The 15311-nt window shown below is 68.7% G+C and carries 12 protein-coding genes; 8 read left to right on the top strand and 4 right to left on the bottom strand.

The genetic code is table 11. The annotated features are described in order from the left end of the window. Window positions 1–194 precede the first annotated feature (194 nt). Complete coding sequence (locus F1599_RS09075) at window positions 195–1046, top strand: EamA family transporter (protein WP_150082910.1); 852 nt, start codon at window positions 195–197, stop codon at window positions 1044–1046. A 195-nt stretch (window positions 1047–1241) separates the two neighbouring features. Here the strand turns inward: F1599_RS09075 and F1599_RS09080 are convergent, their stop codons facing one another. From F1599_RS09080 to F1599_RS09090, 3 genes are all read right to left on the bottom strand, one after another. Next, window positions 1242–2339, bottom strand: a complete 1098-nt coding sequence (locus tag F1599_RS09080) for an NADH:flavin oxidoreductase/NADH oxidase (RefSeq protein WP_150082824.1) — start codon at window positions 2337–2339, stop codon at window positions 1242–1244. A 70-nt stretch (window positions 2340–2409) separates the two neighbouring features. After that, window positions 2410–3099 (bottom strand): type 1 glutamine amidotransferase domain-containing protein, encoded by a 690-nt coding sequence (locus F1599_RS09085; RefSeq protein WP_149316324.1) that lies wholly within the window; start codon window positions 3097–3099, stop codon window positions 2410–2412. Between the two features lie 164 nt (window positions 3100–3263). Continuing rightward, the gene (locus tag F1599_RS09090) at window positions 3264–3857 is read right to left on the bottom strand and encodes a TetR/AcrR family transcriptional regulator (protein WP_150082825.1); all 594 of its coding nucleotides are present in this window, start codon (window positions 3855–3857) and stop codon (window positions 3264–3266) included. A gap of 145 nt (window positions 3858–4002) precedes the next feature. On the opposite strand from F1599_RS09090, the gene F1599_RS09095 reads away from it, so the two are divergent. Further along, window positions 4003–4698 (top strand): DsbA family oxidoreductase, encoded by a 696-nt coding sequence (locus tag F1599_RS09095; protein WP_150082826.1) that lies wholly within the window; start codon window positions 4003–4005, stop codon window positions 4696–4698. Window positions 4699–4716: 18 nt separating this feature from the next. Here the strand turns inward: F1599_RS09095 and F1599_RS09100 are convergent, their stop codons facing one another. Continuing rightward, window positions 4717–5337, bottom strand: coding sequence for a GNAT family N-acetyltransferase (locus F1599_RS09100; RefSeq protein WP_150082827.1), 621 nt, complete (start codon window positions 5335–5337; stop codon window positions 4717–4719). Window positions 5338–5425: 88 nt separating this feature from the next. Here F1599_RS09100 and F1599_RS09105 point away from each other — a divergent pair, with 88 nt between their 5' ends. The 6 genes from F1599_RS09105 to F1599_RS09130 all read left to right on the top strand — a co-directional run bounded on the left by F1599_RS09105 (window position 5426) and on the right by F1599_RS09130 (window position 15094). Continuing rightward, complete coding sequence (locus tag F1599_RS09105; RefSeq protein ID WP_150082828.1) at window positions 5426–5935, top strand: winged helix-turn-helix transcriptional regulator; 510 nt, start codon at window positions 5426–5428, stop codon at window positions 5933–5935. A gap of 521 nt (window positions 5936–6456) precedes the next feature. Continuing rightward, complete coding sequence (locus F1599_RS09110) at window positions 6457–7809, top strand: MFS transporter (RefSeq protein WP_150082829.1); 1353 nt, start codon at window positions 6457–6459, stop codon at window positions 7807–7809. A gap of 88 nt (window positions 7810–7897) precedes the next feature. Then, entirely contained in the window at window positions 7898–10504 is a 2607-nt protein-coding gene (nirB, locus tag F1599_RS09115; RefSeq protein WP_150082830.1) for a nitrite reductase large subunit NirB, read from the top strand. 108 nt (window positions 10505–10612) lie between these two features. Further along, window positions 10613–10966: a nitrite reductase small subunit NirD gene (gene nirD / locus F1599_RS09120; protein WP_187829076.1), complete on the top strand. Its 354-nt coding sequence runs from the start codon at window positions 10613–10615 to the stop codon at window positions 10964–10966. Further along, window positions 10963–12192: an NAD(P)/FAD-dependent oxidoreductase gene (locus tag F1599_RS09125; protein ID WP_150082831.1), complete on the top strand. Its 1230-nt coding sequence runs from the start codon at window positions 10963–10965 to the stop codon at window positions 12190–12192. The genes nirD and F1599_RS09125 overlap by 4 nt, the downstream gene beginning before the upstream one ends. Before the next feature lie 76 nt (window positions 12193–12268). Next, entirely contained in the window at window positions 12269–15094 is a 2826-nt protein-coding gene (locus tag F1599_RS09130; protein WP_395895223.1) for a molybdopterin-dependent oxidoreductase, read from the top strand. Window positions 15095–15311 lie beyond the last annotated feature (217 nt).

Below are 15311 nucleotides of genomic sequence, written 5' to 3' on the forward strand. Positions count from 1 at the left end.
CGCCGGTTCGGTCCAATCGGCTTTGCTGGCTGTCCCATACCCACGCCTTCCACTACACTTGCGCCTCATCCACCGCCGCGCCGGTATGGTTGCGGCGAGAGCCCGATCGGCCCGCCCGTCGGACCACAAAACAAGAAACCGTGTCGTCTCCCGCTTCCCAAGACCGTTCCACCGTGCTCGCCGTGCTTGCCCTGATGGGTTCGATGGCCTCGCTGTGCATCGGCACGTCGTTTGCCAAGAGCCTGTTCGATGCGGTCGGCGCGCAGGGCACCACCGCGCTTCGCGTCGGGTTTTCCGCGCTGATCCTGCTGATTGCGTGGCGGCCGTGGCGGTGGCCGCTGAAGGGGGCCGATGCGCGTGCCATCGCGCTGTACGGCGCGGCGTTGGGTGCGACCAATCTGATGTTCTACATGTCGCTGCGGACGGTGCCGCTCGGGTTGGCGATTGCGATCGAATTCACGGGCCCGCTGGCCGTGGCGATCGCCTCGTCGCGGCGTGCGATCGATTTCCTCTGGATCGCCTTTGCGGTGATCGGATTGCTGTTGCTGCTGCCGTTGCGCGAACATGCCGGCAATCTGGATCCGGTCGGCATCGGCTATGCGCTCGCGGCCGGGGTCGGCTGGGCGCTCTATATCATCTTCGGCCAACGCGCGGGCAATGCCCACGGCGGCCAGGCGACCTCGCTGGGCTTGCTGATGGCATCGCTGGTGGTGTTTCCGTTCGGTTTCGCCCATGCGGGCACGGCGCTGTTCAGCCCGGCGCTGCTGCTGGCCGGGCTGGCCGTAGGCGTGCTGTCCAGCGCGATTCCCTACTCGCTGGAGATGGTCGCGCTCAAGCGGCTGCCGCGGCGGACCTTCGGCATCCTGCTCAGCATGGAGCCGGCGATGGGGGCGCTGGCGGGGCTCGTCATGCTGCACGAGCAGCTGAGCGCCATGCAGTGGCTGGCGATCGGCTGCATCATCGTCGCGTCGATCGGCTGCACCGCGACGGCCGGTGCGCGCCGCCCGGCCAAGGCGGAGGCGCGGGGCACCGGCTCGGCCGCGTGAAGGCGCTGAAGGCCCCGCCGTCGCGCGGCCGCAGTCACGCTCAGGCGACCTTGTAGCGCTCGAGCCATGCGCGTAGGGCGCGCTCAGGGCCCCGCCGCAGCGGGACCCTCGTCGCGCTCAGGCAACCTTGTAGCGCTCGAGCCAATGCGCGGAGGGCGCGGACAGCGCCCCGCCGCGGTGTGGCCTTCGTCGCGCTCAGGCGACCTTGTAGCGCTCGAGCCAGTGGGCGTAGGGCGCGGGCAGCGTCCACGCGGCGCGCTCGACGCCGAGCACCTTGGCCGCGTGATACGGCCAATGCGGATCGGCCAGATGGGCACGCCCAACCATCACGAGGTCCATCTGCTGCTGGGCGACGACGCGTTCGGCGAGCTGCGGCGTATCGATGCCCCAGGCCGATGCCACCGGCAGGCCGGTCTCGCGGCGCACCCGCTCGGCCACCGGCGCGAGGAACGCCGGACCCCACGGGATATTCGCCTCCGGCGTCGAAAAGCCGACGCTGACACTCAGCATGTCCAGCCCTTCCTGCTTGAGCCGCTGCGTCAGCGCGATGGCATCGCTCAGCGTTTCCTCGTCGCGGCCGTCGTATTCGATCACGCCGAAACGCGCGGTCAGCGGCAGGCGCTCCGGCCAGACCTTGCGCACCGCCGCCAGCGTCTCGACCAGGAAGCGGCCGCGATTCTCGGCCGACCCGCCGTAGGCATCGTCGCGCTGGTTGGAGTGCGGCGAGAAGAAGCTCTGCGCCAGATAGCCATGCGCGAAATGCAACTCCAGCCATTCGAAGCCGAGGTCGCGCGCCCGCTCTGCGGCGGCGACGAAATCGGCGCGCACGCGGGCGATATCGTCGAGCGTCATCGCACGGGGCACCTTGGGCAGCCCGGCACCGAACGCGATGGCGGAAGGCGCGATGGTCTGCCAGCCGCGCGGATCGCCTTCGGGAATATGGTCGTCGCCTTCCCACGGCCGGTTCGCGCTGGCCTTGCGTCCCGCGTGGCCGATCTGGATGCCGGGCACCGCGCCGGCGGCCTTGATGGCGCTCACCACGGGAGCGAATGCCTCGGCCTGCCTGTCGTTCCACAGGCCGGCGCATCCCGGCGTAATCCGGCCTTCGGGCGAGACGGCCGTCGCCTCCGCGATCACCAGACCCGCGCCGCCGCGCGCGATGCCGGCCAGATGGACCTTGTGCCAGTCGTTGATGACGCCGTCCTCGGCGACGTACTGGCACATCGGCGGCACCGCGATACGGTTGCGCAGCGTGACATCTTTCAGTTGGAACGGTTGGAACAGCGCGGACATCTATTGTTTTCCTTCAGTGAGATCAAAACAGGAGCGAACTTGGGCAAGAGGCGTCTGGCACGAAGTGCCCTCAGCGGCCTTGTGCCGCCAGCGCGCCGAGCAGCGCGTGCGCGACCGGCTCGGACGAAGCCGGGTTCTGGCCGGTGATCAGCAGCCCGTCGGTGACGGCGTACGGCTGCCAGTCCGCGGCCTTTTCATAGCGGCCGCCATTGGCCTTGAGTACGTCCTCGACCAGGAACGGCACCACGTCGGTCAGGCCGACCGCCGCTTCCTCGGTATTGGAGAAGCCCGTCACCGCCTTGCCCTGGACCAGCGGCTTGCCGTCCGGTCCCTTGACGTGGCGCAGTACTCCGGGCGCGTGGCACACCGCCGCGACCGGCTTGCCGGCGGCGATGGCCCGTTCGATCAGCGCGATCGAATGCCGGTCTTCGGCGAGGTCCCACAGCGGGCCGTGGCCGCCGGGATAGAACACGGCGTCGAAATCGTCGATCGACACCTCGGCCAGCTTGCGCGTCGACGCCAGCGCGGCGCGCGCCTCCGCATCGGCCTCGAAGCGCCGGGTGGCGTCGGTCTGGGAAGCCGGGTCGCTGCTCTTCGGGTCCAGCGGCGGCTGCCCGCCCTGCGGCGAGGCCAGCGTGATATCGACGCCCTGGTCGCGGAACACGTAGTACGGCGCTGCCAGTTCCTCCAGCCAGAAGCCGGTCTTCTGGCCGGTGTCGCCGAGGCGGTCGTGCGAGGTCAATACGATCAGCAGTTTCATGATGCGAATCCTTGTCGGTCGATTCGGTGAAATGGAGGTGACTGAAACGGAGATAACCGAAACGGAAACGCCGGAATTAGACCGGTCGTCTAGTAACGAAGCCAAAAAAAGCGACGCCTCATTGCCGCGTCGCCACCGGCGGGTTGTCCGCCGGCCCTGCTCTTCTACGACAGCTTCAGCAATTGCCGCGTCGCGGCCATCGCCAGCGCGAACGGCTTGCCGTCCTGCCGAAACTTCCCCAACAGCGTGGCGCCGAGCCACAGCTGGTACAGCGTCGTCGCCAGCCCATGCGGGTCGTCGATCTCCCGCAGCGAACCGTCGCGCAACCCTGCCTCGATGCATGCCGCCAGCCGCTGGACGATCTGCCCGGTGCCGCGCTCCAGCGCGCCGCGCATCGCCTGCGACAGGTCGCAAACCTCGGCGCCGAGCTTGACCGCCAGGCACTTGCCCTCGGGATCCTCGGTACCCTGCGCGTTCTGCCACTCGGTCCAGTAACGCAACAGCCGCTGTCCGTGATCGCCCTGCCCGCGCACCAGCATCTGTTCGAGGTGGGCCAGATAGTCGGCGAAATACGATTCGAGCAGCGCCTCGCCGAACGCTTCCTTGGAGCCGAAATAGTGATAGAACGACCCCTTCGGCACCCCCGCCGCCTGCAGGATCTCGTTCAGCCCCACCGCCGAGAAGCCCTTGCGGAGCATGATCGGCTTGGCCGTGTCGAGGATGTGCTGGCGGACGTCAGCGGTAGTGGTGGTTGCCATGGGGTGGGATGATAGCAGAATTAGACCGGTCGTCTAGTGTCTTAATACCCTCTCTCACAGGGGTCTGTGCAGGCGGCCCCGATCCCCGTTACCCTGTCCGCCCTTGCCTTGAAACCGGCTTCGCGCCGAGCAACCAGGATTCCCCATGCCCCCAGCCTTGAAAATCGACTTCGTCTCCGACATCGCCTGCCCCTGGTGCGCGATTGGCCTGTCCTCGCTGCAGCTGGCGCTGTCGCACCTCGGAGATGAGGTCGACGCCGAGGTCGTGCTGCACCCGTTCGAGCTGAACCCCGACATGGGGCCCGACGGCGAGGCCATCGTCGATTATCTCGGCAACAAGTACGGCCGCACGCCGGCCCAGATCGCCGAGACGCAGGCGATGATTCGCGAGCGCGGCGCCGATGTCGGCTTTTCGTTCGGTCCGCGCGAGCGCGTGTACAACACCTTCGACGCGCATCGGCTGTTGCATTGGGCGCGGCTCGAAGGCCATCAGTTGCCGCTGAAGCTGGCGCTGCTGCGGGCCTATCACGGCGAGGGCAAGGATCCGAGCGACCATGACGTGCTGGTCGAGACGGCGCAGTCGGCCGGACTCGATGGTGCCGCGGCGCGGCGCGTGCTGGAAGGCGGCAACTATGCCGACGAGGTCCGCGCCGAGGAAAGGGAATACCAGTCGATGGGCATTCACTCGGTGCCGTCGATCATCTTCAATGGGCGCTATCTGGTCACCGGCGGACAACCGGCCGAAGCGTTCGAACGGGTGATCCGGCAGATCCTCGCCGAGGGCGCGGAAAGCGCCGTAGGTCCTGAAGGAACCAAAGGCGCTGAAGGCGCCAAAGGCTGAACGCCGCGCCGCCGCGGCTCAGCGCATCGCGAACCAGTCCTCCGGCAGCCACTCGTTGGTTTGCCGGGCCGGCGCCAGCGTCAGCATGGCCTCGTGCAGCAACGCGTCGCCGGGATGCAGCCGCACGGAGAAGCCGTGCTCGCGCAGGATCGCCAGCATGCGGCGGTTTTCGCTCAACACCTCGCCACGCAAGGCGCGCAGGCGCTGAGCCCGGGCGCCCTGCACCAGGGTCTGCACGAGCCGGCGTCCGATGCCGCGCCCCTGCCAGCGGTCGGTCACGACCAGGGCCAATTCGGCCACGCCGCCTTCCCCAGCCACGTATTCCCCATTGGCGACGATGCGTTCTTCGGCGCCATCGCCCTCCCCCCGCGTGGTCAGCACCAGCGCGCAGCGGCTGCGGACGAACTGTGCGATGAACTCGTCGGACACCAGCCCGCCCGTCAGGAAGCGGTAGTAGCGGCTCTCGCGCGACAGCCCGTCGACGAAGGCACGCTGGCGGGCAAAGTCGTCCGGCCGCACCGCACGGGCCGTCAAGGTCTGCCCACCCTTGATGGTCCAGGTCTGCGGGAAGTCGCCGAACGCCAGGGGCTTGGCAAACAGGAAGGGAGCGATTTCGGCGGCACGCAAGACGGCGGGCATGAGTGGCATCCTGACTTCATTTGTCGTAGCCAGAGTATAGGCGGAAACCTGACTTTTGCAAATGAAGTCAGCCTGCTATGCTTCGGTCATGGAACTGACCCACGAAGACCTCCGCCATTGCTCGATCGCCGGCACGCTCTCGCTGATCGGCGAGAAGTGGTCGATCCTGATCCTGCGCGATGTGCTGAACGGCGTCGGCCGCTTCGACGACCTGCTCGGCCGGCTCCAGTGTTCGCCGGCGGTACTGTCGGCCCGGCTGAAGACGCTGACCGAGGCCGGCCTGCTGCGCCGGGTCGGCTATCGCGAGCCCGGTGAGCGGGAGCGCTTCGCCTACCGGCCGACCCGCGCCGCGGTCGAACTGCTGCCGGTGCTGATCGGGCTGATGCAGTGGGGCGACCGTCATCTGAAGGATGGCTGCGGGCTGATGGAAGTGCGTTCGGTCAGCAGCGGGCTCAAGGTCCACGCCGCGTTGCTCGATGAGGCCGGCAACGAGGTGCCGCCGAACCAGCTGAAGGTGGTGCGCGCACGTTATCCGGACGCGGATGCGGCGCCGGGCGATGCCGCCCGCTCCCAGCCATCGCCGTCCGAAGCCCGCTAGCCCGACGGGCCCCGCCCTCTGGCCCTGGCCCTGGCCCTGGCCTTGGCGCTAGGCCCAGCCCTAGGCTTAGCCCTAGCCCCTAGCCCCTGGCCTTGGCTGGCCGTAGCCCTGCCCTACCCGGCCTTTGGCCCTGCCCCTGGTCCGAGCCGACCCAGGCCAGCGACGTCACGAAGGCGACCGACGCCACCCGGCCCTCCAGCATCCCCGGCCCCTCCCACGCCGACCAGGCGGCCGCACCGCAGCCGCGCATTGCGCCGCACCATCGTCGTGCCGCCCCGCCCCATCAGCGCGCATCGCGTGGCGTATGCCGCGCCGCGGCAGCGCCGTTTCTGCATCCCACAGCACAAAACCCCCTGGCATGCCGCTTGCTGAATTGTGACGCGAGCGGACCAACGGCGGCCCGCTCCAGACACACAGCGCGTCGGCGGTTTTTACCGCCGACGTCAGGACAACGGCGTCCCCTGAACCGATCGCATTACCGCCTCGGCTCTCGGGACGCCTTTTGTTTTCTTGGAGCCAGCATGGCAGCGACCCCCAGCCCGGATGCAAGCCTGAATTCCAGCGCGCAAGGCAAAGCGACCCGCATCGCGCTGTTCACCTTCCGCACGCCACAGATGCGCGCCTTCCATATGACGTGGATGGCGTTCTTCATCTGCTTCTTCGCCTGGTTCGCCTGCGCGCCGCTGATGCCGATGCTGCGCGGCGAGTTCGGCCTGACGCCCGATCAGGTCGCCAACATCAATATCGCGGCCGTCGCGGTGACGATCCTGGTGCGGCTGATCATCGGTCCGCTGTGCGACCGCTATGGCCCGCGCAAGGCCTATACCGGCCTGCTGGTGCTCGGCGCGATTCCGGTGCTGGGCGTGGCGATGGCGCAGACCTACGAGGCCTTCCTGTTCTTCCGGCTGCTGATCGGCGCGATCGGCGCGAGCTTCGTGATCACGCAGTACCACACCTCGGTGATGTTCGCGCCCAACGTGGTCGGCACCGCCAACGCCGCCTCGGCCGGCTGGGGCAATGCCGGCGGCGGCGCCGCGCAGGGCCTGATGCCGCTGCTGCTGGCCGGCGTGCTGATGCTCGGCGTCAGCGAGACGATGGGCTGGCGCGTGGCGCTGCTGGTGCCCGGCGTCGCGATGCTGCTGATGGCCGCGCTGTACTGGCGCTTCACGCAGGACTGCCCGCAGGGCAACTACGCCGAGCTGCGCGCGCAGGGCATTGCCATCGATGGCGGCAAGAAGGGCGGCTGGGCCAGCTTCGTCGCCGCCAGCGCCAACTACCGCGTGTGGCTGCTGTTCGTGACCTACGGCGCCTGCTTCGGCGTCGAGATCTTCATCCACAACGTCGCCGCGATGTACTTCGTCGACAAGTTCGAGCTGTCGCTGAAGGCCGCGGGCCTGGCCGCCGCAAGCTTCGGCTTGCTGGCGCTGTTCGCCCGCGCGCTGGGCGGCTGGGCCTCGGACAAGGTCGCGCGCACCCATGGCTTGAGCGCCCGCACCACGCTGCTGTTCGTGCTGATGCTCGGCGAGGGCCTGGGCCTGCTGTGGTTCTCGCAATCGAATTCGGTCGCGCTGGCGGTGATCGCGATGCTGGCCTTTGGTCTCTTCACCCATATGGCATGCGGCGCCACCTATGCGCTGGTGCCCTTCATCGATCGCAAGGCGCTGGGCGGCGTGTCCGGAATCATCGGCGCGGGCGGCAACGTCGGCGCGGTGGCCGCCGGCCTGCTGATGAAGAGCCTGGGCAGCCTGCAGCAAACGCTGATGGTGCTCGGCGTGCTGGTCGTGCTGTCGGCGCTGTGCGCGGTGGCGGTGCGCTTCTCGGCCGAGCACAAGGCCCGTGAGCAGGCGCTGCTGGAAAGCGCGCTCGCCAGCTAGCCGATCCCGCCCGCCCCACTGCCCGCGAGAACGGACCGGAACGCAAGAACAGATGCCCACGCAGGCGCCCACGAACAAGGAACGCATCATGAAGCTCGTCATCATCGGCCACGGCATGGTCGGCCACAAACTGCTCGAATGCCTGGCGCAGGCGCGCGACGAAGGCGGCCCCAACCTGCAGGTCACCGTGCTGTGCGAGGAGCCGCGCCCGGCCTATGACCGTGTGCACCTGTCCGAGTTCTTCGCGGGCAAGAGCGCCGAGGACCTGTCGCTGGTCGCGCCCGGCTTTTTCGACGAGACCGGCTTCGCGCTGCGGCTGAACGCGCGCGCCACGGCGATCGACCGCGCCGCGCGCACGGTCACCGTGTCGACCGGCGAGACGCTGCACTACGACAAGCTGGTGCTGGCGACCGGCTCCTATCCCTTCGTGCCGCCGGTGCCGGGCCGCGATCGCGCGGACTGCTTCGTCTACCGCACCATCGAGGACCTGGAAGCGATGCGCGAGTGCGGCGCCCGCTCGCGCACCGGCGTGGTGGTAGGCGGCGGCCTGCTTGGCCTCGAATGCGCCAAGGCGCTGCGCGACATGGGTCTGGAGGCCCACGTGGTCGAGTTCGCGCCGCGGCTGATGGCGGTGCAGGTCGACGACGGCGGCGGCCAGATGCTGCGGCGGAAGATCGCGGCGCTGGGCGTCACCGCGCATACCGGCAAGAACACCGTCGAGATCGTCGACGGCGACGACGGTACGCACCGGATGCGCTTTGCCGACGGCACGCATCTGGACACCGACATGATCGTGTTCTCGGCCGGCATCCGTCCGCGCGATGAACTGGCGCGCGCGGCGGGCCTGGCGATCGGCGAGCGCGGCGGCATCGTGATCGACGACCAGTGCCGCACCTCCGACCCGGACATCTTCGCGATCGGCGAATGCGCGCTGTGGCAGGGCAAGATCTTCGGCCTGGTCGCGCCCGGCTACGACATGGCCCGCGTGACCGCGAGCCAGCTGCTCGGCGACGAGGCCGCCTTCACCGGCGCCGACATGAGCACCAAGCTCAAGCTGATGGGCGTAGACGTGGCGAGCCTCGGCGACCCGCACGGCCACACCCCCGGCGCGCGCGTCTACCAGTTCGCCGACGAGCGCAAGGAGGTCTACAAGAAGCTGGTGGTGTCCGAGTGCGGCACCTATCTGCTCGGCGGCGTGCTGGTCGGCGATGCGACGGAATACGGCACGCTGCTGCAGATGATGCTGAACCGCATCCCGCTGCCGGAATCGCCCGAATTCCTGATCCTGCCGCCCTCCGACGGCAAGGCCAGATCCGGCCTCGGGGTCGATGCACTGCCCGACGGCGCGCAGATCTGCTCCTGCAACAACGTCTCCAAGGCCCAGATCTGCGCCGCGGTCGGCGACGGCGCCACCAGCATCGGCGCGCTGAAGTCCTGCACCAAGGCCGGCACCGCGTGCGGCGGCTGCGTGCCGCTGGTCACGCAGCTGATGAAGGCCGAGATGAAGAAGCAGGGCCTGGCGGTCAACAACCACCTGTGCGAGCACTTCGCCTACTCGCGCCAGGAGCTGTATCACCTGGTCCGCGTCGGCGGCTTTCGCACCTTCGACGCGCTGCTGGCCGCGCACGGCAAGGGCCAGGGCTGCGACATCTGCAAGCCGACCGTCGCCAGCATCCTGGCCTCGTGCTGGAACGAATTCGTGCTCAAGCCCGAGCACGCCAGCCTGCAGGACTCCAACGACTACTTCCTGGCCAATATCCAGAAGGACGGCACCTATTCGGTGGTGCCGCGCATGCCGGGCGGCGAGGTCACGCCCGACGGACTGATCGCGGTAGGCCGCGTCGCCAAGAAGTACGGCCTCTACACCAAGATCACCGGCGGCCAGCGCGTGGACCTGTTCGGCGCGCGCGTCGAGCAGCTGCCATTGATCTGGGAAGAGCTGATCGAAGCGGGATTCGAATCGGGCCACGCCTACGGCAAGTCGCTGCGCACCGTGAAGTCCTGCGTCGGCTCGACCTGGTGCCGCTATGGCGTCGGCGATTCGGTGGGCCTGGCCATCGACCTGGAGAACCGCTACAAGGGCCTGCGCGCGCCGCACAAGATCAAGTTCGGCGTGTCCGGCTGCACGCGCGAATGCGCCGAGGCGCAGGGCAAGGACATCGGCGTGATCGCGACCGACAAGGGCTGGAACCTGTACGTCTGCGGCAACGGCGGCATGAAGCCACGCCATGCCGAGCTGCTGGCCAGCGATCTGGATCGCGACACGCTGGTCCGCTACATCGACCGCGTGCTGATGTTCTACGTGCGCACCGCCGACCGACTGCAGCGCACCAGCGTCTGGCGCGACAACCTCGAAGGCGGCCTCGACTACCTGAAGGCCGTCGTCGTCGACGACAGCCTCGGCATCGCGGCCGAGCTCGAGGCGCAGATGCAACTGGTGGTCGATACCTATGAGTGCGAATGGAAGAAGGCCGTCACCGATCCGCAGACGCGCCAGCGCTTCCACCATTTCGTCAACAGCGAGCGAGGGGACGAGCATGTCGTGTTCGTGCAGGAGCGCGGCCAGATCCGTCCGGCCACGCCAGAGGAACGGAAGCTGCAACGCGGCGCTGGCGGCGGCATGCCGGCGCAGCGCCCGGTGGCGGTGCCGCTGGTCCGCATGGATCGGGTCGCCGAGGCGGACCCGGTAGCGTAACCGGACCCTTTCGCCAGCCGAACGACACCAGCCACGTCAGCCGCCACATCTGTCGCCACATCTGTCGCCACATCAGCCGCCATGCCCTACGCAGCCGAGGAAACCATCATGAGCCAGTCTGCCACGCACGCTTCTTCCGAACAGTGGACCGCGGTCTGCGCGCTCCGCGACATCGTGCCGAACACCGGCGTCTGCGCACTGGTCGGGTATCAGCAGATCGCGGTGTTCCGCGTCGGCCCGGACAACCAGGTCTTCGCGATCGGCAACTACGATCCGAACGCCGATGCTTCGGTGCTGTCGCGTGGTCTGGTCGGCAACCTGGGCGACCGGCTGGTGGTGGCCTCGCCAATCTACAAGCAGCATTTCGACCTGCGCACCGGCGAATGCCTGGAGGCGCCGGAGCATTCGGTGCCCGCCTATCCGGCGCGCGTCTACGACGGCAAGGTATGGGTGGCGGCATGACGCGAACCGACAAGCCCCGCCTGGTGGTGGTCGGCAACGGCATGGCCGGCATGCGCACCGTCGAGGAGCTGCTGGCGCTGGCGCCCGACCTGTACGACATCACCGTGTTCGGCGCCGAGCCGCACGGCAACTACAACCGCATCCTGCTGTCGCCGGTGCTGGCCGGGGAAAAGACCGTCGACGACATCATGCTGCATCCGCGCGAGTGGTATGCGCGCCATGGCATCACGCTGCTGGCCGGCGATCCGGTGGTGGCGATCGATCGCCCGCGGCGGCTGGTGCGTTCGCAGTCCGGCAAGGAGGTCCGCTACGACCGGCTGCTGCTGGCGACCGGCTCGCGTCCCTTCATCGTCCCCGTTCCCGGCCATCAGCTCGACGGCGTGATCGCGTTCCGCGACATCCAGGATGTCGAGACCATGCTGGCGGCGGCACGCGCGCATCGCCATGCCGTGGTGATCGGCGGCGGGCTGCTCGGGCTGGAGGCGGCCAACGGCCTGCTGCGCCAGGGCATGGACGTCACCGTGCTGCATCTGGGCGATGCGCTGATGGATCGCCAGCTGGACGCCAACGCCGCCGCGCTGCTCAAGCGCACGCTGGAACGGCGCGGCCTGCGCATCCTGCTCGGCGCCAATACCAGCGAGATCCTTGGAGACGAGCGTGTCACCGGCGTGCGCCTGGCCGACGGCGCGCGGATTCCCGCCGATCTGGTCGTGATGGCCGCCGGCGTGCGTCCGAACGCGGAGCTGGCCCGGGCCGCCGGCCTGCATTGCGAGCGCGCCATCGTCGTCGACGACACGCTGCAGACCTACGACCCGCGCATCTATGCCGTCGGCGAATGCGTGCAGCACCGCCAGGCCACCTTCGGGCTGGTGGCGCCGATCTGGGATCAGGCGCGCGTGTGCGCCGCGCACCTGGCCGGTGCCGGACACCGCCGCTATGTCCAGCATGCCACGGCCACGCGGCTGAAGGTCAGCGGCGTCGAGCTGTACTCGGCCGGCGACATCGTCGGCGGCGAGGACAGCGAGGACCTGGTGCTGCGCGACCCGCGCCGCGGCGTCTACAAGCGCCTGGTGCTGCAACAGGGCCGGCTGGCGGGCGCCGTGCTCTACGGCGACGTGCAGGACGGTCCGTGGTATTTCGAGCTGATCCAGAACGGCACGCCGATCGGCGCGATGCGCAACCGGCTGCTGTTCGGCAAGGCACAGTGCGAGGCGGTAGCCGCGTGATCGCGCACAGCAGCAAGCCAGCAAGGGGCAAGGTGTGAAACTCTCCGATATTCCAGTCGCCATCGCCGCGGGCGCCATCACGCAAGACGGCGCCGCGGAAGACGCCGCGGCGCCGTCCACGCCGGTGGCGAGCGTGCAGACCACCTGCCCCTACTGCGGCGTCGGCTGCGGCGTGCGCGCGCAGCGGCACGCCGACGGCACCGTCGAGGTCGCCGGCGATCCCTCGCATCCCGCCAACGCGGGACGCCTGTGCGTCAAGGGCTCGGCGCTCGCCGAAACCGTCGAGCTGAACGAGCGCCTGCTGCATCCGCAATTGCGCGCGGCCGACGGCACGCTGCGGCGCGCGTCGTGGGACGAGGCGCTCGATCGCGCGGCCTCCGGCCTGCGCGACATCATCGCGCGCCACGGTCCGGAGTCGGTCGCCCTCTATGTTTCCGGGCAGTTGCTGACCGAGGACTACTACGTCGCCAACAAGCTGATGAAGGGCTTCATCGGCACGGCCAATATCGATACCAACTCGCGGCTGTGCATGTCCTCGGCGGTGGCCGGCCACAAGCGCGCGTTCGGCGAGGACATCATGCCCGGCTGCTACGAGGACCTGGAGATGGCCGATCTGGTGGTGCTGGTCGGCTCGAACACCGCGTGGTGCCATCCGATCCTGTTCCAGCGGCTGGCCAGGGCCAAGGCCGAACGCCCGCAGATGAAGCTGGTGGTGATCGACCCGCGCCGCACCGCCACCTGCGATCTCGCCGACCTGCACCTGCCGATACGGCCGGGCACCGACGTCTGGCTGTTCAACGGCCTGCTGCATCATCTGCACCGCGAGGGCGCCATCGATGCGCAGTTCGTGCAGGCGCATACCGATGGCGACGACGCGCTGGCGGCCGCGTTGCAGGCCGCCGCCGGCGAGGCCGATCCGGCTGCCGTCGCCCGCGCCTGCAAGGTCGATCCAACCGATCTGCTGACCTTCTACCAATGGTTCGCCGAGACCCCACGTACGGTTACCGCGTACTCGCAGGGCGTCAATCAATCGTCGGCTGGCACCGACAAGGTCAACAGCATCATCAATTGCCACCTGCTGACCGGCCGCATCGGCAAGCCCGGCATGGGCCCGTTCTCGCTGACCGGCCAGCCGAACGCGATGGGCGGACGCGAGGTCGGTGGCCTGGCCAACATGCTGGCCGCCCATCTGGATCTGACCGAGCCGCGCCATCGCGAACTGGTGCAGACCTTCTGGGATGCGCCGGCCATCGCGGATCGTCCCGGGCTGAAAGCGGTCGAGCTGTTCGAGGCGATCGAACAGGGCCGCATCAAGGCGGTGTGGGTGATGGCCACCAATCCGGTGGTCAGCCTGCCCGACGCCGACCAGGCTCGCCGCGCGCTGCAGCGCTGCGAACTGGTGATCGCGTCGGACATCGTCACCCGCACCGATACCAACGACAGCGCGCATATCCTGCTGCCGGCGCTGGGCTGGGGCGAAAAGGACGGCACGGTGACGAACTCCGAGCGGCGCATCTCGCGCCAGCGCGCCTTCCTTCCCGCGCCCGGCGAGGCCCGCGCCGACTGGTGGATCGTCTGCCAGGTCGCACGCCGGATGGGATTTGCCGGCTTCGACTATGGATCGCCGCGCGAGATCTTCGACGAGCATGCGCGGCTGTCGGCATACCGCAATGACAGCAACGACAGCCACGAAAGCAACGACAGCGACGAAAGCAACGAGAACGGCCATGCCCGCAGGGAAGACACGGTCCCGCGCGCCTTCGACATCGGCGGCCTGGCCGGCCTGGACGCCCACAGCTACGACACGCTGCAACCGGTGCAATGGCCGGTGCGCGCCAGCGGCAACGGCAATGGCACGACACGGCTGTTCGCCGACGGCGGCTTCTCGCATCCGGACCGGCGCGCGCGCTTCGTCGCCACCGCGCCGCGCAAACCCGTCCACGCTACCGACGAGGACTATCCGCTGATCCTGAACACCGGCCGCGTGCGCGACCAATGGCACACGATGACCCGCACCGGCAAGTCGGCGCGCCTGGCCGAGCATCTGCCCGAACCCTTCGTCGACATGCATCCGCAGGACGCGCTGCTGTGCGGCGTCGGCGAAGGCCGCCTCGCGCGGGTGTCGACGCGCTGGGGCGCGATGGTGGTGCGCGTGCGCCATGGCGGCGGCATTCCGCGCGGCAGCGTATTTGTGCCGATCCACTGGAACGGGCAGTTCAGTTCCGACGCGCGCGTCGGCGCGCTGGTCAATCCGGTGGTCGATCCGGTGTCCGGCGAGCCCGAGTTCAAGCACACGCCGGTCCGCATCGATCCCTTTCCGGTCTCGTGGCACGGCTTCGCGCTGGCGCGCGACACGCTGGACTGCGGCGCGCTGACCTGGTGGACGCGCGTGACCGGCCGGCAGTTCCAGCGCTATGAGTTCGCCGGCCGTGAGTCGGTCGCCGATCGCGCTGCGTGGGCGCGGCAGCTGCTCGGCGCGGCCGACCCGGAGGCAGACTGGATCGAGTACGAGGACCGTTCCGCCGGCGTCTACCGCGCCGCCCTGGTCGTCGACGACCGCCTGCAGGCCTGCGTCTACGTCTCGACGCGGCCCGACCTGCCGGCCCGGGCCTGGCTCGGCAGCCTGTTCGCCAAGGACCGGCTCGTTGACGACGACCGCATCGGCCTGCTGATCGGCCAGGCCGCCCAGCCGGGCGTCGATGCCGGCCCCACCGTCTGCTCGTGCTTCGGCGTCGGCCGCAATACCATCTGCGACGCGATTCGCGAACACGGCCTGCGCAGCGCGGCCGAGATCACCGCCTGCGTCAAGGCCGGCGGCAACTGCGGATCGTGCGTGCCCGAACTGAACGCCCTGCTGGCCGCGGCAAAGGTGGATCGGGACGAGCCGGTGTTTGCGGGGTAGGCGACGTCGTCAGGGGAAACCGGCTTCCTGCCTTTTGCGGCGTAAGCCCGCCCTGCCGTGTCAAGAATTCCGGGCATCGCCCCGCCTCTGCCGGCGAATGTCCGGTAAAACGAACACGGCGGACATAGCCTCGATGTGTTCCCCGGGTCGGCCGATGCAGTTTCATCCCGCGAAACTTTGACGCGCCGCAAAATGACGCGGCCCTCCAGCCGCCCTA

Source organism: Cupriavidus cauae, assembly GCF_008632125.1.
Lineage (GTDB): Bacteria > Pseudomonadota > Gammaproteobacteria > Burkholderiales > Burkholderiaceae > Cupriavidus > Cupriavidus cauae.